The sequence below is a fragment of the Halopseudomonas sp. SMJS2 genome (assembly GCF_029866945.1).
Taxonomy (GTDB): Bacteria; Pseudomonadota; Gammaproteobacteria; order Pseudomonadales; family Pseudomonadaceae; genus Halopseudomonas; species Halopseudomonas bauzanensis.
Genome location: NZ_CP123445.1, coordinates 589,629 through 605,064, shown reverse-complemented (window position 1 = coordinate 605,064; position 15,436 = coordinate 589,629). Strand labels below are relative to the sequence as shown.

At 60.6% G+C, this 15,436-nt stretch carries 15 protein-coding genes; 10 read left to right on the top strand and 5 right to left on the bottom strand.

Annotation, left to right across the window (positions count from 1 at the left end; genetic code table 11):
* Positions 1 to 2: 2 nt before the first annotated feature.
* Positions 3 to 491, top strand: a complete 489-nt coding sequence (locus QAO71_RS02915; protein WP_036992854.1) for a hypothetical protein — start codon at positions 3 to 5, stop codon at positions 489 to 491.
* 82 nt (positions 492 to 573) lie between these two features.
* Here QAO71_RS02915 and QAO71_RS02910 read toward each other — a convergent pair whose 3' ends face one another.
* Positions 574 to 1,032 carry a DUF4112 domain-containing protein gene (locus QAO71_RS02910; protein ID WP_280165187.1) on the bottom strand — a complete coding sequence of 153 codons (459 nt, stop codon included), beginning with the start codon at positions 1,030 to 1,032 and terminating at the stop codon, positions 574 to 576.
* A 97-nt stretch (positions 1,033 to 1,129) separates the two neighbouring features.
* Between QAO71_RS02910 and QAO71_RS02905 the strand changes: the two genes are divergently transcribed.
* The 5 genes from QAO71_RS02905 to QAO71_RS02885 all read left to right on the top strand — a co-directional run bounded on the left by QAO71_RS02905 (position 1,130) and on the right by QAO71_RS02885 (position 6,421).
* Positions 1,130 to 2,386, top strand: a complete 1,257-nt coding sequence (locus tag QAO71_RS02905) for an RNA polymerase sigma factor (protein WP_280165186.1) — start codon at positions 1,130 to 1,132, stop codon at positions 2,384 to 2,386.
* A gap of 89 nt (positions 2,387 to 2,475) precedes the next feature.
* Positions 2,476 to 3,330, top strand: coding sequence for a YciI family protein (locus QAO71_RS02900; protein ID WP_280165185.1), 855 nt, complete (start codon positions 2,476 to 2,478; stop codon positions 3,328 to 3,330).
* Positions 3,327 to 3,686, top strand: coding sequence for a YciI family protein (locus QAO71_RS02895; RefSeq protein WP_036992859.1), 360 nt, complete (start codon positions 3,327 to 3,329; stop codon positions 3,684 to 3,686). Before QAO71_RS02900 ends, QAO71_RS02895 begins: the two co-directional genes overlap by 4 nt.
* 30 nt (positions 3,687 to 3,716) lie before the next feature.
* Positions 3,717 to 4,070 carry a DUF1428 domain-containing protein gene (locus QAO71_RS02890; protein WP_136869033.1) on the top strand — a complete coding sequence of 118 codons (354 nt, stop codon included), beginning with the start codon at positions 3,717 to 3,719 and terminating at the stop codon, positions 4,068 to 4,070.
* Between the two features lie 227 nt (positions 4,071 to 4,297).
* Entirely contained in the window at positions 4,298 to 6,421 is a 2,124-nt protein-coding gene (locus QAO71_RS02885; RefSeq protein ID WP_280165184.1) for a phosphatase PAP2 family protein, read from the top strand.
* 99 nt (positions 6,422 to 6,520) lie between these two features.
* On the opposite strand, the gene QAO71_RS02880 is transcribed toward QAO71_RS02885, so the two are convergent.
* Positions 6,521 to 6,775: a hypothetical protein gene (locus tag QAO71_RS02880; RefSeq protein ID WP_136869031.1), complete on the bottom strand. Its 255-nt coding sequence runs from the start codon at positions 6,773 to 6,775 to the stop codon at positions 6,521 to 6,523.
* A gap of 54 nt (positions 6,776 to 6,829) precedes the next feature.
* Positions 6,830 to 7,801 carry an AraC family transcriptional regulator gene (locus QAO71_RS02875; RefSeq protein ID WP_280165183.1) on the bottom strand — a complete coding sequence of 324 codons (972 nt, stop codon included), beginning with the start codon at positions 7,799 to 7,801 and terminating at the stop codon, positions 6,830 to 6,832.
* Positions 7,802 to 8,129: 328 nt separating this feature from the next.
* On the opposite strand from QAO71_RS02875, the gene QAO71_RS02870 reads away from it, so the two are divergent.
* From QAO71_RS02870 to QAO71_RS02860, 3 genes are all read left to right on the top strand, one after another.
* Positions 8,130 to 9,284 (top strand): efflux RND transporter periplasmic adaptor subunit, encoded by a 1,155-nt coding sequence (locus QAO71_RS02870; RefSeq protein ID WP_280165182.1) that lies wholly within the window; start codon positions 8,130 to 8,132, stop codon positions 9,282 to 9,284.
* Positions 9,285 to 9,360: 76 nt separating this feature from the next.
* Positions 9,361 to 12,549, top strand: a complete 3,189-nt coding sequence (locus tag QAO71_RS02865; protein WP_280165181.1) for a multidrug efflux RND transporter permease subunit — start codon at positions 9,361 to 9,363, stop codon at positions 12,547 to 12,549.
* Positions 12,542 to 13,954: an efflux transporter outer membrane subunit gene (locus tag QAO71_RS02860; RefSeq protein ID WP_280165180.1), complete on the top strand. Its 1,413-nt coding sequence runs from the start codon at positions 12,542 to 12,544 to the stop codon at positions 13,952 to 13,954. Before QAO71_RS02865 ends, QAO71_RS02860 begins: the two co-directional genes overlap by 8 nt.
* A 38-nt stretch (positions 13,955 to 13,992) precedes the next feature.
* Here the strand turns inward: QAO71_RS02860 and QAO71_RS02855 are convergent, their stop codons facing one another.
* Complete coding sequence (locus tag QAO71_RS02855; protein WP_036992869.1) at positions 13,993 to 14,223, bottom strand: VF530 family protein; 231 nt, start codon at positions 14,221 to 14,223, stop codon at positions 13,993 to 13,995.
* 397 nt (positions 14,224 to 14,620) lie between these two features.
* Here QAO71_RS02855 and QAO71_RS02850 point away from each other — a divergent pair, with 397 nt between their 5' ends.
* Positions 14,621 to 14,950, top strand: a complete 330-nt coding sequence (locus QAO71_RS02850; protein WP_136869026.1) for a YegP family protein — start codon at positions 14,621 to 14,623, stop codon at positions 14,948 to 14,950.
* A gap of 116 nt (positions 14,951 to 15,066) precedes the next feature.
* Here QAO71_RS02850 and QAO71_RS02845 read toward each other — a convergent pair whose 3' ends face one another.
* Positions 15,067 to 15,435 (bottom strand): barstar family protein, encoded by a 369-nt coding sequence (locus QAO71_RS02845; protein WP_280165179.1) that lies wholly within the window; start codon positions 15,433 to 15,435, stop codon positions 15,067 to 15,069.
* Between the last annotated feature and the right edge of the window lies 1 nt (position 15,436).

The window sequence follows — 15,436 nt, the reverse complement described above, 5'->3', positions numbered from 1 at the left end:
GTATGACGCAGCGCGAACCAACGGACCCGTCTCGCTTGCTGAAAGACCTGGAGTCCATCCGCACATTGCTGGATGAGCCTTCCTCCGGGACGGATCAGCAACCAGACCTACAGCTCGACATTCCTCTATTGCAGGACATCATCACCTCCGGCAGTGACGCGCCGCCCGTTGTCACGCCAGCGGCAGCGCCTGCTTCCCTCAAGGTAAATCCTTTCCTCCCCTACGAATCACTGGCCCGCCTCGCCGGCGAGCGAGTGCATCTTGAGCAGTTGCTGCAGCAGAGCATGCAACAGCCCTCATCCGGCGGGCTGCATACTGGCGCGCGGGAGGTACGAATGGAGGCTCGCCTGCAGGCCGAAGCGCAACTGGTCATGCAGGATGTGATCGACGAGATATTGCCGGTGATCGAGGCGGAATTGCGCAAGAGGTTGAGCGCCAGGCTCGAGCAGCTGATTCAGGAACAGTTCGCCCAGAGGTCGGTGAACAGCTGAGCCCGGCGGTTGCTGCGCGGAACAAGTGAGAGGTGTATTCATGCAAGCGGGACTCAATATAACCTGATCAACTTCCCCGCTTTCACAGCAATATCACCACCCCGCCAATAACCACGGCAAACAGCACAGACAAACCAACCAATACCTTCCAGGGAAAAGTTGCCGGGGGCGGCTCTATGGCGAGTTGCTCGTTCAGATAGTTTCTCAGCAGGCGAGTATTGCGTGTATTGGCCTTGTAGATAGCATCAAAGGCATCCCCCACCACCGGTATCAGGCCACCAACAAAGTCGATGCCGATGTTACGCAGCATCTGCCGCTTCACCTTGCTACTCGCCCCCGCCCGCTGTGCTTCCAACAGCACGTAGCCAGACATTATCAAGCCAATCAGATCACCAATACCCGGCACCAGGCCAATAATGGCCTCGACTCCGATCTTGAACCGCGTGAAAGGCAGACCAATGCTGCTATCAGTGAAACGGCTGAATTTATCGAGCCGCTCGAGTATGGCGCGTTGTTCGGCTGCGGATGGCTGCTTGGGCATCATGGTTCCGGTAGCAAAAGGGTGTCAGATCAATATAGGCTCAATATTCGCAGCAAGCCTTGCCATACTGCAGTTCACGACAGATGAGCTATCGACTATGAGTGTCATGCCCGCTTCTCCCGCCCACATCGAGCAGATTTATCGGGACCATTCTCGCCGGGTCCTGGCGACGCTGATCCGCTTGCTCAACGACTTCAATCTGGCCGAGGAGTGTCTGCAGGAAGCCTTCATAGCGGCTCTACGGCAATGGCCGCAGAATGGCATTCCGGATAACCCCACCGCGTGGCTGATCAGCACCGGCCACCGGCGCGGCATCGACCAGATCCGCCGCAATCAGACGGTGCGCCGCCATGCGCATCTGGTGGAGTCTGACGACGACCCATCGACGGTGGAAGCTGACGAAACACCCATCGATGATGATCTGCTGCGATTGCTGTTCACCTGCTGCCATCCAGCGCTGGCCATGGAAGCGCGGGTGGCGCTGACCCTGCGGGAAATGTGCGGCCTCACTACCGAGCAGGTTGCCCGTGCCCTGCTGCAGCGACCCACCACTCTGGCGCAGCGCATCGTCCGCGCCAAACGCAAGATCCGCGATGCCGGCATTCCCTACAAGGTGCCGGACCAGCATGAGCTGCCGCAACGGCTCCCCGATGTGCTCAAGGTGATCTACCTCGTTTTCAATGAAGGCTACTCACGTAGCGAAGGGCAGCATATCCTCGATGTCAGCCTCGTGGATGAGGCCATCCAGTTGGCCGAATCACTCGCTCGGCTGCTGCCTCACGGAGAGGTGTTCGGGCTCGCCGCGCTGATGTATCTGCAGCACTCGCGCCGGGATGCCCGCCAGGACCAGGATGGCGAACTGGTCACGCTGGAACAGCAGGATCGCAGCCTCTGGCACCAGAAGGATATTCGCCTGGGCCTTGATTGGCTGGCCCAGGCGCTACGCCTCACGCCCGTCGCTCCTTACACCCTGCAGGCTTCCATCGCAGCGGAACACGCTACCGCCAAGAGCGCCAATGACACCAACTGGAAGCGGATCGTCCTGCTCTACGACGCCCTGCACCGGCAACAACCGTCCGCGGTAATAACCCTTAACCGGGCTGTGGCGGTGGCCATGCGCGACTCACCGCAGGACGGGTTGCGGCTGCTGGAGCAACTCAACTCCAGCAAAGAAGTCCTCAGCTATCACCTGTTTCATGCAGCGCGCGCCGATCTGCTGCGCCGTGCGGGCGACCTCGAATCGGCCCGACTGGCCTACCAGCAAGCACTCACACTGGTGGTACAGGAGCCGGAACGGCGTTTTCTGGCGCGCCAACTGCGCCTACTGGAAGAGCAACTCGCCAGCCGATCATAAAAACTTCATCAGAAAGTCGACGCCGCTGTCGATCTGGTTCACATCCGCACGACTCAAGGGTAACTACCCACCAGAGGAGAGCGATAAAAATGAAATTCATGCTGATGCGCAAAGCGGACGAGGACACCGAAAAAGGCTCGTTGCCATCCGATCAGGTCTATCGAGCCATGCTCGATTACAACGAGCGCATGATCCAGGCAGGTGTATTTCTGTTCGGCAATGGCGTCCGGCCCACCAGCGAAGGTTGTCGCATCGCCTTTCGCAACGGTGAAGCCACCGTCACCCGCGGCCCTTTCACCCCCGTCTCGGACCAACTGGCCGGTTATTCTGTGCTGGAAGTGGATTCCCTGGAAGAGGCCATCGACTGGGCCAAGCAGTGGCCACGCGAAGACAGCAATGGCAACGTCACCCTGGAGCTACGGCGCTACTTCGAGCTAAGCGATTTCGAACCCGGTGCGCTCAAGGATGAACATCAGCGTCACACCAGGCTGCCGATCGAGCTGAACATCCACCTGTCATTCCCCGGCAACTGCCGTGAAGCCATGACCTTCTACCAGCAGGTCACCGGCGGCGTCCTGGAAGCCATGATCCCCTATGGTGAAACACCCGCCGCCGCGGAAGTGCCGGCCGAGCTGGCCGACCGGATCATCCACGCCTCCCTGAACATTCGTGGCCGGCGCCTGATGGGTGCAGACATGGCTGGCGATTGTCATCAGGCGATGCAGGGCAGCTGCGTTCATCTGGAATTCGACACCCTGGAACGCGCCGCCGAAGTATTCGATCAGTTGCAGCAGGGCGGTCAGATCATCATGCCCTTCGAAGAAACCTTCTGGGCCAAGCGCTTCGGCATGACCACCGACCGCTTCGGCACCCATTGGATGATCGGTTACGGCACCGGTCAATGTCCCCAAAACGCAAACACAGAGGAGGTTAACGCACCATGAAATATGTCGCGCTGGTGTACTACCAGGAGAGCCTTATCGAAGCCATGACCGAGCAGGAATGGCACGACCTCAACCAGGAATGCATCGCCGGGGTCGAACGGCTGACCGCCGAGGGTAAATACGTCACCGGTCAGCCACTGCAACCCGTGACAACCGCCACCACAATCCGGGTGCGCAACGGCGAGACGCTGATTACCGATGGTCCCTTTGCCGAGACCAAGGAGCAGCTCGCCGGCTTCTACCTGCTCGAGGCCAATGACCTGGACGACGCAATCCGACTCGCCAGCCGCATTCCGCCGGCGCGCCTGGGCAGTATCGAAGTACGGCCCACCCGTGAACTACCACCGAAAGACTGAACATCCAGAACAGCGGAACAGGAGATCGACATGAACTACATTGATGGCTTTGTCGCCGCGGTGCCCACCGCCAATCAGGAAGCCTATATCCACCACGCCCGCCTGGCTGCCCAGGTCTTCAAGGAACATGGCGCACTGCGGGTAACGGAGTGCTGGGGTGATGATGTGCCCGAGGGCCAGACCACATCCTTTTCCATGGCCGTGAAGCGCCAGCCCGAGGAAACGGTGGTCTTTGCCTGGATCGAATGGCCCTCCCGCGAGGTACGGGATGCCGGCATGGCCAAGGTCATGGAGGACCCCCGCCTGCAACCGGACGCCAATCCCATGCCCTTCGACGGCAAGCGCCTGATCTATGGTGGCTTCCGCATGCTGTTGGATGAGTGAGTCTGTTCCATCCCCCAGCCGGGAACTGTCAGCAGGGAAAACAACCCTGGCTGAAACGGGTCATGCGCTGAAGCATGACCCGTCTACCCTTCCCAGGCTCCTGCCTTGAAACTGCAATAGCCACGTAACACAGCCTTCCTATAGTGCCACGCTAGACACGTCGCTGCGCTGCAGCAGCGGTCGCACCTCACTTGCGCGTTTCATTCAGCTCTGAAAGCGAGACACTCATGCTCTATCACTCCCTACGTGGTGCCCTGCCGGCACGCCTGGCTTTGGCGATTGCGATCGCCATGTCTCTATCCGCCTGCAAAAGCAGCAGTTCGAGCAACGACCGCTCACCCATCGCAATTGAGAAACCTGCCAAGCCTGTCGGTCTGGACAATGAGCAGACCGTCGCCCTGCCCGAAGTCAGCTATCCATTACCCGCCATCCGCTTTGCGGACAATAACGCAGATGGCACCGCCCGCTGGGTATTGGCTGACAACCCCATGGCCCACCTCCTGGACGGTATCAATTCCATATGGCAGGGCACCTCGGATCATTACCAGCAAGGCGCATCCGGTGACGGTCCAGACCATTATCTGGCTGACCCCATCGTCGATGCCGCAGCCTGGGAAGCCAACATTCAATATGTGATCGACGTCACCAAGGACCGGTCCGATGATGAAGCGATCCTGGCCTTTCTCGATGACGTACGGTCAAAGAACTACAGCGTCATCGATGGCCTCGGGCCGCTGACCGAAGCTTACGTAGCAGCCTCCGGCGCCTATACCGATATTCCGGTACCCAGCGTCAGTCAGGTTCTGCAGGACGAGCACTTTCAATCCGGCGTGAACGACGGGATCGCCTGGGCCGGAGATCAGAACGCCCCGGAACTGGGCGCCGTGGTGCGCCTGGTCGACGCCTTCCGCCAGCGCTCGCCAGCCTCGACCAACGCGTCCAAATACATCTTCTCGACCCCGCGCCCCTGGCGCATGAACGACCTCGGCGAGATCGAGTATCTCGGCACCGACAAGAACTACCAGTGCATGGATTCCAGCGGAGCAACAACCAGCCGCGTCATCGACACCTATATCACCAGCGTCAGCGTCGTCCCCGGCCTGATGTGCGCCCGCCGTCAGCACAGCGCAGGCGATTACGATAAAGGCCTGTATACGATCGATACCGAGAACCGCCGCAAGGATGGCGGCTATCCCAGCGGACACACCAATGCCGGCTACCTCGCCGCCATGGCCTACGCCTACGCCCTGCCCCAGCGCTACTCGGAAATGCTTACCCGCGCCTCCCTGTTGGGTGAGAGCCGGATCATTGCCGGCATGCACTCCCCGGTTGATGTCATCGGCGGTCGTATCCATTCCATGATCGTCACCGCCCATGCGCTGAACCAGCCGCATCTTCTCGATGACGCCACGGCCGCCTACCAGGCTGCGCAGCAGTACTTCGGTGATATGGCAGCAGCCGAAGACATGGATCTGTACGAATACGCCCATCGTCCGGTGGATAACGAGCCTGGCTTGATCGATGGCGCCTTGGTTCGCACCGAGGTCTTCAATACCAGCAAGTATGACGACAACGAGCTGAACAAGGAGCTGTACCGCTTCCGCATGACCTACGGCTTGCCCCATGACGAGACCAAAGCCGGCCAGGCCCCTGTGGTACCCGAAGGTGCCGAAGCGCTGCTGGCCACCCGCCTGCCCTATCTGACCGCTGAACAGCGCCGCGCAGTGCTGTACACCACCGCGATCGATTCGGGCTACCCGATACTGGACGACACCAATGGCTGGGGACGTCTTGATCTGGTCACCGCAGCGGATGGCTACGGCGCTTTCATTGGCGACGTCACGGTCAACATGGATGCGAGCCAGGATGGCTTCAACCAGCGCGACCAGTGGCGTAACGACATTTCCGGCGAAGGTCGCCTGACCAAGGCCGGCAGCGGACATCTGGTTCTGACCGGTGAGAATACCTATACCGGCGGCACACTGGTGCAAGGCGGCACCCTGGAAGCCGGTTCCACCAGCGCCTTCGGCGAAGGGGATCTGTATATGGAAGACGGTACCGTGCGGGTAGACGTGGAAGGTACGCTGACGATCGTGGGGAACCTGACCATGGATGCCGGCACCCTGTCGCTGAACACCGATGGTAACGACATCCCGGTGAAAGCCAGTGGCATCGTCTATATCGATGGAGGTTCGCTGCAACTGGACTTCGCCAACACCCCCGCGACCGGCACGCAGATTACCCTGCTCTCCGGTCAGGCGGTGACCGGGGCGTTTGATAGCGTGGATGCAGGCGACGTAGACGTGGAACTGGTTTACGACAGTAACAGCGTGGCTGCGGTCGTACTGTAACGCCGTAGCGTAAAGCGGGAGTCAGGGTCGGGAGCATAGACGTCATGTGCAACCGATCCTGATTCCGCGCCCAGAAAGGTCCTTACTCCTGCGGTGTAATCAATGGCTGTGCGGTTCCTCATCCAACAGCTCAAGCGCCTCAGCCAACACCGTTACCGACTCCTCGTGCCGCCCAGCATCGTGCAACTCCTCTCCTTGCGCACGCAACGCCACTACCTGATCCAATACCGCTTGATCGGTGGGGGGATTGTTTTCCAGGATGGCATCGATCTTTGCCATATCCTGGGGGCAATGCATGGCAAAGGCGGCAGAACTGAGCATCAATGCAGCAAAAAGCATGAATAAACGGGACATGATGATAATCCTCCGGAGGGCTCCCAGCACGTCTCAAGCATAGTTCAGAAACCTTCAGGCCGGCATACCCATGCGCGTCTCACGGCGCAGCTTGGTAACGTCTGCGCGCGGCGGCGCACCGAACATGCGGCTGTACTCGCGGCTGAAGTGCGAAGGACTTTCGTAGCCGACCCGATAGCTTGCAGTGGCAGCTTCCAGCCCTTCGCTGAGCATCAACCTTCGCGCTTCGTGCAAGCGCAGCTTCTTCTGAAACTGTACCGGCGACATACGCGTGACCTGCTTGAAGCTGTGGTACAACGCCGACTCGCTCATATTCACGTCTTCCGCCAGCTCGCGCACCCGCAGCGGCTCGGCAAAACGGCTCTTGAGCACCGATATCACCTTGGAAATACGGTGTGACTGGCTATCGGCCGAGACAAACTCACGCATACGCGGCCCCATCTCGCCAACCAGCGCGCGGTAGATGATTTCGCGCTGGATCAGGGGTGCCAGCACCTTCGCATCGGTTGGCGAATCGAGTAGCTGCACCAGCCGGGTCATGGCATCGAGTATGCCCAGATCGATCTGGGCAATACACAGACCGCAGCCTGAATAAGGGCAGTCAGTTTGCTCGTCACTCGCCGCGGAGTCACCTAACTGCAGTACCAGATCGGCCACTTCCGCCGGGTCGATGCTGATTTTTACCGCCAGATAGGGTTGCTCAGGAGAGGCGTCTATTACTCGCCCCTGCACCGGCAGATCGACACTGGACACCATATAACTGAGCGCGCCATAAACGATTTCCCGGTCGCCCAGCTCAACCGTCTTGCGGCCCTGAGCAATGACGCACAAGGAAGGTTCATACACGGTAGACACACAACCGGAGGGCGCATCGATGCGAAACAGCTCCAGGCCGGGGATGATGGTTTTGTGGATGCCCTCGGTGGTGATCCTGGATGAGACCAGATCGGCCAGTTGCCGGCACATGGGTTCGGCGGGGGGCTGTATCGAGGCAAGTTCAGGGGGCGAGTGGACAATATTGAGCATGGCAGACCTCCAGGGAGTGAAGGCAGTATATACAGGATCAGACAAGGCCCAAGCCCCGAGCCGACGATCTGCAGGAATAGGCAACAATCCAGCAGGATCGCTCAAGCCATCACGTATAAAGCCCTGCAAAGATGAAACAATCACGTTTTGGCAGGCTTCGAGAGCCGGAAAACGCAAGATTGTGAAACCGCTATAAATAGGATCAGGCAATCATGCGGCAGTAACGCGCTACCCGTTACAACAACACTGGCCTTAATGTTCGTTCCACCACGGTGCCCCGCGCCAACGACTTGAACCAGTGATCCCTGACGGGAAGCGAGAACAGACCATGCATGCAATCCCCTTCAATCAAGCCAAAGTGGCTCTGCTCGGCGGCCTGCTGTTGCTCGTCCTGGCCGGCTGCGATGCTCGGGGCCAGGCCCAGGATAATGCTACGCCACCACCACCCGAAGTTGAGGTGGCCGAGGTCAACGCCGAGCCGGTGACCATCTGGGGCGCATTCAGCGGCCGGGTCGAAGCACCCCAGACCGTGGAACTGCGCCCGCGGGTCAGCGGGTACATTGATCAGGTCAACTTCGAAGAAGGCGAACTGGTCAGCGAAGGCGACGTGCTGTTCGTCATCGACCCACGCCCTTATAAAGCCCACGTGCAACTGGCCGAGGCCGAACTGGCACGCATGCGCAGCCAGTTGACGCTGGCCAGCAGCGAGGCGGCCCGCTCCGAACAGTTATGGGAGCGCCGGGCGATCTCCCGCGAAGAGTTCGAACAGCGCAATGCGGCGAAGACCATGGCCCAGGCCGCAGTGAATTCCGCAGCTGCGGCACTGCAAAGCGCCCAGCTGGATCTGGAATACACCCAGATCAAGGCGCCGGTCAGTGGCCGTATCGGCCGCGCCGAGGTAACCCGTGGCAACCTGGCGACCATCGATGCCACCCTGCTGGCAACTCTCGTTTCAGTTGATCCGCTGTATGTGTATTTCGAAAGTGATCAGCAGACCGCGCAGGACAATCCCCACGGTCAGGCTGTGCCGGTACGTATCGGGCTGTCGGGTCAGCAGGACTTCCCCTACCGGGGCCAACTGGACTTCGTCGACAACCAGTACAACGCACGCACCGGCACCCTGCAGTACCGCGCCCAGGTAGCCAACCCCGACGGCAAGCTGCGTCCTGGTCAGTTTGCCCGGGTGGAAATGCCGGTGGCCAACGCCTCCGCTGCCCTGCTGGTGGATCAGAAGGCGGTGCTGACCGACCAGGATCGCCGCTACCTGTATGTACTGGGCGATGACAACAAGGTCGAGCGGCGCACCGTGGAAACCGGCCGCCGGGTGGGCAAGCTGCTGGTCATTACCGCCGGTCTGAGCGAAGGCGAGCGGGTGGTGGTCAACGGCCTGCAGAAGATTGCCTTCCCCGGAATGGAAGTGCTGCCCCAGCGGGTAGCGATGCGCCCCGACCCGGCGCCCATGGTAGTGGCCACGGCGCCGTAACGCCCCGACCCCGCCTGCATTTTTCAATTAACTGATACGGGCGCGTCTCCCGGATGCGTTCCGGGAGACTGTTGCCGTGAATTTCTCGCGTTTCTTTGTGGACAGACCGATCTTCGCCTCGGTGTTGTCGATCATCATCTTCGTGGTCGGGCTGATCAGCATTCCACTGCTGCCGGTCAGCGAATACCCCGAGGTGGTGCCGCCCAGCGTGCTGGTCAGCGCCAGCTATCCCGGAGCCAACCCCAAGACCATTTCCGAAACCGTGGCCACGCCGTTGGAAGAAGCCATCAACGGCGTCGAGAACATGATCTACATGAAATCGGTGGCCGGCAGTGACGGCAGCCTGGCACTGACCGTGACCTTCGCTCTGGGCACCGACCCCGATCAGGCTCAGGTGCAGGTACAGAACCGGGTATCCCAGGCACTGCCGCGGCTGCCCGAGGACGTGCGCCAGCTTGGTGTAACCACCCAGAAGCAGTCACCGAACCTGATGATGGCCGTGCACCTGACCTCGCCGGATGACAGCCTGGACGCCACCTATATCCGCAACTACGCGGTACTGCATATCCGTGACGAGCTGGCGCGTATTCCCGGCGTGGGCCAGGCCGGCCTGTTTGGCTCGGGTGACTACGCCATGCGCCTGTGGATCGACCCGCAGCGCGCCGCGGCCCTGGGCGTCACCGCAGGCGATATAAGCACCGCAGTACGCGAGCAGAACATCCAGGTCTCCGCCGGCCAGATCGGCGCACCGCCCATGCCGAATGGCTCCGACCTGCTGATTTCCATCAACGCCAAGGGCCGGCTGGAATCGGTCGAAGAGTTCGAGAATATCGTGCTGAAAACCGGTGAGCAGGGTGAGGTAACTCTGCTCAAGGACGTGGCCCGGGTCGAGCTGGCTGCCTCGCAGGATGCGTTGCGCGCACTGCTGAATAACCGCCAAGCGGTTGCACTACCCATCTTCCAGGCTCCCGGCTCCAACTCGCTGGAAGTCTCGGCAGCGATACGGGAAAAAATGGCCGAGCTGGAAGATAACTTTCCACAGGGCCTCAGTTGGGAAATTGCCTACGATCCGACCGTGTTCGTCAGCACCTCCATCAAGGCCGTGATCATGACCCTGCTGGAAGCCGTCGCGCTGGTGGTACTGGTGGTGATTCTGTTCCTGCAGACCTGGCGCGCCTCGCTGATCCCCCTGCTCGCGGTGCCGGTGTCCATCGTCGGCACCTTCGCGGTCCTGCTGCTGCTGGGCTTTTCCATCAATACCCTGACCCTGTTCGCCATGGTGCTGGCGATTGGCATCGTGGTGGACGACGCCATCGTCGTGGTGGAGAACGTCGAACGTAATATCGAAGAAGGTCTGGCGCCGCTGGCGGCGGCGCATCAGGCGATGCGCGAAGTCAGCGGGCCTATCGTCGCCATCAGTCTGGTGCTCTGCGCGGTATTCGTGCCCATGGCGTTTCTGGACGGCATCACCGGTCAGTTCTACCGCCAGTTTGCGATGACCATTGCTATCGCCACGGTAATTTCCGCGATCAACTCGCTGACCCTGTCGCCCGCTCTGGCAGCAGCGCTGCTGAAGCCCCATGGGGCAGCACCGGATCTGCCGGCGCGCATCATTGATCGCCTGTTCGGTTGGATCTTCCGCCCCTTCAACCGCTTCTTTCTGCGCAACGCCCAGCGCTACGAGTCCCTGGTCGGTCGCAGCTTGAGCCGCCGCGGCTGGGTGTTCGGGATATACCTGTTATTGCTGGCTGGCACCGCCATGATGTTCACCCAGGTGCCCGGCGGCTTTATCCCCACCCAGGATAAGACCTACCTGATCGGCAGTATTCGGTTGCCCGAAGGCGCCTCGCTGGATCGTACCGAAGCCGTTGCGCGGCGGGTCAGTGAGCTGGCGATGGATACCGAGGGCGTCGCCGACGCGCTGGCCTTTGTCGGCTTCAATGCGCTGCAGGGCACCAACACGCCGAACGTCGGCACGGTGTTCATGGTATTCGACGACTTTGCCGACCGCGACCGCACCGCCCAGGAGATATCCGATGAGATCAACGCCAAGCTGGCCGACATCAACGAAGGCTTCGCCATTACCTTCATGCCGCCGCCGGTGTTCGGATTGGGCGCGGGCTCGGGTTATTCACTCTACGTACAGGACCGGCGCGGCGTTGGTTATGGCGAGCTGCAAACAGCCACCAATGAGCTGGCCCTGGCGCTGAGTGAAACACCGGGCATGTTCTACCCATTCAGCTCCTACCAGGCCAACGTGCCGCAGCTGGATGCCGATGTAGACCGTATCCAGGCCAAGGCTCAGGGTGTGCGGCTGGATGATCTGTTCGGCAGCCTGCAGCTGTACTTCGGCTCGCAGTACATCAACGACTTCAACCTGTTCGGCCGCACCTACCGGGTCATGGCCCAGGCGGATGCGTCGTTCCGCGACAACCCCAGCGACATCGACCACCTGTATACCCGCAACGCCAACAACCAGATGGTGCCGCTCAATACCATGGTCACGCTACGCGAGAGCTTCGGGCCCGACCCGGTGATCCGCTACAACGGCTACCCGGCGGCAGACCTGATCGGCCAATCCGACCCCGCCCTGCTGTCTTCGGCGCAGACCCTGGCCGCAGTCATGGGCGTGGCCGACGAGGTACTGCCGGCCGGCATGTCATTGGAATGGACCGACCTGAGCTTCCAGCAGGTTACCCAGGGCAATGCCGCCATGGTGGTCTTCCCGGTGGCCCTGTTGCTGGTGTTCCTGGTGCTCGCCGCGCTGTATGAAAGCTGGGTAATGCCGCTGGCGGTGATCCTGATCGTGCCCATGTGTCTGCTCGCTGCGCTGTTTGGCGTGTGGCTGGTAGACGGCGATAACAACATCTTCGTCCAGGTCGGCCTGGTAGTGCTGATGGGCCTGGCGTGCAAGAACGCCATCCTCATCGTCGAGTTCGCCCGTGAACTCGAACTGCAAGGGCGCGACACCATCAGCGCCGCGCTGGAAGCCAGCCGCCTGCGGCTGCGCCCGATCATCATGACCTCGGTCGCCTTTATCGCCGGCGTCGTGCCGCTGGTACTGGCCACTGGTGCGGGTGCCGAAGTGCGTAACGCCATGGGCATCACCGTGTTCACCGGCATGATCGGCGTCACGCTGTTCGGCCTGCTGCTGACACCGGTGTTTTATGTCGCGCTGCGGACACTGGCCAAGCATTTTGAGCACAAGGCAGAAAAGCCTGAAAGCGATGTACACGCAGAACTTAAAGGAGCGTCACATGAGTAAGCTGGCAGGTATCTTTTCGATGGCAGCGCTGCTCAGTGCCTGCGCCGTAGGCCCGGATTATCAGACTCCTGAGCCAGTACAGCTGGAACAGTTTGCCCACGACCAGGCAACCACAGATGCTGCCGGAGCGGCGCTGAAACACAACGAACAGCAGTTCTGGCAAGGCTTTGCCGACCCCCTGTTGGCCGACCTGATCAAGCAAACCATGGCCGACAACCAGAGCCTGCAGGCTGCCCTGGCCCGCTATCAGGAAGCTGAAGCCCTGCTGCGCGGCTCGCGCCGGGATCAGTTACCCAGCGTCACCGCCGGTGCCAATGTTGCCGGCCAGCGCCTGGCAGAAGTGGAGCGCACTCAGCCGGGTCAGGAGCGAGTGGAGTTATACCAGGCCGGTGTCGCGCTCAGTTGGGAACTGGACCTGTTCGGGCGACTGCGCCGCGCCACCGAGGCCAGCGAAGCACAGTTGCAGGCCGCCGGTGCAGACCAGCAGACCCTGCAGGTAGCGCTGGCCGGCCAGATGGCCAGCAGCTACTTCCAGCTGCGCGGCCTGCAACAGCAACTGCGGGTAGCCGAGGAGAACGTCAGCCTGCAGCAGGCCTCGCTGGATATCGTCAGCGCACGACTGGAAGCCGGCCGCGGCACCCTGTTCGATCAGGTGCGGGCCCGCGCCCAGCTGGATGCCACCCGGGCAGAGATCCCTCAACTCAAAGCCGACATCGGCGCCGCCATGCACCGTATCGGCGTATTAACCGGCCAGACGCCCACCGCACTGGTTTCCCTGCTTGAAGTCCCTGCGGACCTACCGGACAGTCGGCCGTCCATTGCGGCAGGCAGCCCCGGTGATGTACTGCGCCGCCGCCCGGATATCCAGGCCACTGAACGGCGACTGGCCGCAGCCAACGCCCGCATCGGCATCGCGACCGCCGACCTGTTCCCGCGCTTCACCCTAGGTGCCCTGCTCGGCTCCCTGGCTGGCACCGGGTCAGACCTCTTTACCGGCGGCGCCCAAACCGGGCGCGTCGCCTTGGGTATCGACTGGTCCTTTCTTGATCGGGCCATGGTTCAGGCACGCATAGACGCCGCCGACGCCCGCTACGCAGAACTGCTCGCCGACTACCGGCACACAGTGCTGCTGGCGCTGGAAGAAACAGAAACCTGGCTGCTGCGCTACCAGCAATCCCACGAACGCACGGCGTTGCTGCAAAGCGCCACCGACGCCGCCACCCAGGCCGTGGAGCAGGCGCGCGACCGCTATGATCAGGGCTTTATCGGCTACTTCGAACTGTTGGCAGCGGAGCAGGAACTGACCGCCATGCGGGATAACCTGGTGCAGAGCCAGACAGCCATGGTGCTGGCGATGGTGAATGTGTATCGGGCGTTGGCCGGCGCGCCGGGGGCGCCCAGCTAATGAATTGCGGCGGGGTCAAGATTCTTAAAGAGAGGCTTCTAGTAGCCTTTACCGTGAAAGGTTGAAACATACAGTTTCTCTACCTTGTCCCGAGCCCATTGGGTCTTACGCAAAAACTTCAGGGATGATTTGATTGACTGATCATTCTTGAAGCAGTTGATATCGACCCGCAGAGCCAGGCCGTCCCAACCGTAGTGGCCTTGCAACCGGGTAACAACCTGCTCCAGCGTGACGCCATGCAAGGGGTCGTTCGATCTTTGTTCAGTCATCTGTTCCTCACTCCGAGGCGGCTGCAGCGTTGCCTGCTCGGACTATTTCAATCAGTGCATTCAGTGCATCAGTAGCCGTAAAGATCTCCAGCAATGTGACCGCCCACATTCTCGATGGTCACACTGCCAACCCTTCTCTCCGGCATGAGATACGCCACCTCATCCGGCGGCGTGTCTGCAGTTACGCACAGCGGATCAGCCGCCATGATATCGGAAGCCCGCAGCTGAAACTTCCCCGCAGCACCAAAACCCGAGAAAAGCCGCACCGCCCGCGGTGCGGCGAGCCGCCTCAAGGCAATCTTTTGTGCAGTCCGGCATTAGCGAAGCGGCAAACTCTGAGCTTTAATTGACACAATGAACCGACATTCGCCGTGGTTCATTTTTCCAGGAGAACAATATGGCAGGTAAATTTGAGGTCTATCAGGACAAGGCTGGTGAATACCGCTTCCGACTCAAGGCATCCAATGGGCAGAACATCCTTGCCAGTGAAGGGTACAAAACCAAAGCCAGTTGTATGAACGGTGTCGAATCAGTCAAGGCCAACGCCCCGGAAGACGGCCGCTACGAGCGCAAGGAGTCCAGCTCTGGCAAGTTCATGTTCAATCTCAAGGCAGCAAACCACCAGATCATCGGCTCCAGCCAGCTATATGAATCAACAGCGTCCCGCGACAACGGTATCGAGTCCGTCAAGAAGAACGCCCCCGAGGCCACAGTAACAGAGGTCTGATGAGTTCCCCCTCTCCCGGCACTGGGAGAAGGGGAGTTCCCCTGTTACTGCAAAGCGTCATACCTGGCTTTTCTCCCGGCACTCGCTCGTGCTCAGTTCAAGCCGCTCGAGTCGAGTCACTCGACCTGTGCATCACTGTATATCTCCACCCGCAATCCATGCTCCCGGGAGTCAGCATAAGCACAAAGGTCCGTCATCAACTGAATCCAGTCTGCCAGATCTGCTTTATTCACCTCCGCCGCGCCATCAATTGAAAAACGCCAGAGCGCAGGTGCTGTTAACTGGTCCACCTCATCAAGCAACAGGTCATAGGCCGCATCCCAATTTCCACCGAAATAATCCGGAAAACTGAAAGACTCGCTGAGCGCCCGCAGCAGGGTCGACTTGTTCAGCCTGTTAGCTGCGTCCAGCGCGATGGCCGGTTGATCAAGCTGGCCCCTGGGCCGCCAGGTGATTGCCGCTGGCTGGCTGGCTGCTGTGCTCATC

Excerpts from the sequence above, each read along its gene's own strand:
- QAO71_RS02900 (WP_280165185.1), top strand. The coding sequence starts at position 2,476 with ATGAAATTCATGCTGATGCGCAAAGCGGACGAGGACACCGAAAAAGGC.
- QAO71_RS02870 (WP_280165182.1), top strand. The coding sequence starts at position 8,130 with ATGCATGCAATCCCCTTCAATCAAGCCAAAGTGGCTCTGCTCGGCGGC.
- QAO71_RS02890 (WP_136869033.1), top strand. The coding sequence starts at position 3,717 with ATGAACTACATTGATGGCTTTGTCGCCGCGGTGCCCACCGCCAATCAG.
- QAO71_RS02910 (WP_280165187.1), bottom strand. The coding sequence starts at position 1,032 with ATGCCCAAGCAGCCATCCGCAGCCGAACAACGCGCCATACTCGAGCGG.
- QAO71_RS02895 (WP_036992859.1), top strand. The coding sequence starts at position 3,327 with ATGAAATATGTCGCGCTGGTGTACTACCAGGAGAGCCTTATCGAAGCC.
- QAO71_RS02875 (WP_280165183.1), bottom strand. The coding sequence starts at position 7,801 with ATGCTCAATATTGTCCACTCGCCCCCTGAACTTGCCTCGATACAGCCC.
- QAO71_RS02915 (WP_036992854.1), top strand. The coding sequence starts at position 3 with ATGACGCAGCGCGAACCAACGGACCCGTCTCGCTTGCTGAAAGACCTG.
- QAO71_RS02850 (WP_136869026.1), top strand. The coding sequence starts at position 14,621 with ATGGCAGGTAAATTTGAGGTCTATCAGGACAAGGCTGGTGAATACCGC.
- QAO71_RS02860 (WP_280165180.1), top strand. The coding sequence starts at position 12,542 with ATGAGTAAGCTGGCAGGTATCTTTTCGATGGCAGCGCTGCTCAGTGCC.
- QAO71_RS02905 (WP_280165186.1), top strand. The coding sequence starts at position 1,130 with ATGAGTGTCATGCCCGCTTCTCCCGCCCACATCGAGCAGATTTATCGG.
- QAO71_RS02855 (WP_036992869.1), bottom strand. The coding sequence starts at position 14,223 with ATGACTGAACAAAGATCGAACGACCCCTTGCATGGCGTCACGCTGGAG.
- QAO71_RS02845 (WP_280165179.1), bottom strand. The coding sequence starts at position 15,435 with ATGAGCACAGCAGCCAGCCAGCCAGCGGCAATCACCTGGCGGCCCAGG.
- QAO71_RS02885 (WP_280165184.1), top strand. The coding sequence starts at position 4,298 with ATGCTCTATCACTCCCTACGTGGTGCCCTGCCGGCACGCCTGGCTTTG.
- QAO71_RS02880 (WP_136869031.1), bottom strand. The coding sequence starts at position 6,775 with ATGTCCCGTTTATTCATGCTTTTTGCTGCATTGATGCTCAGTTCTGCC.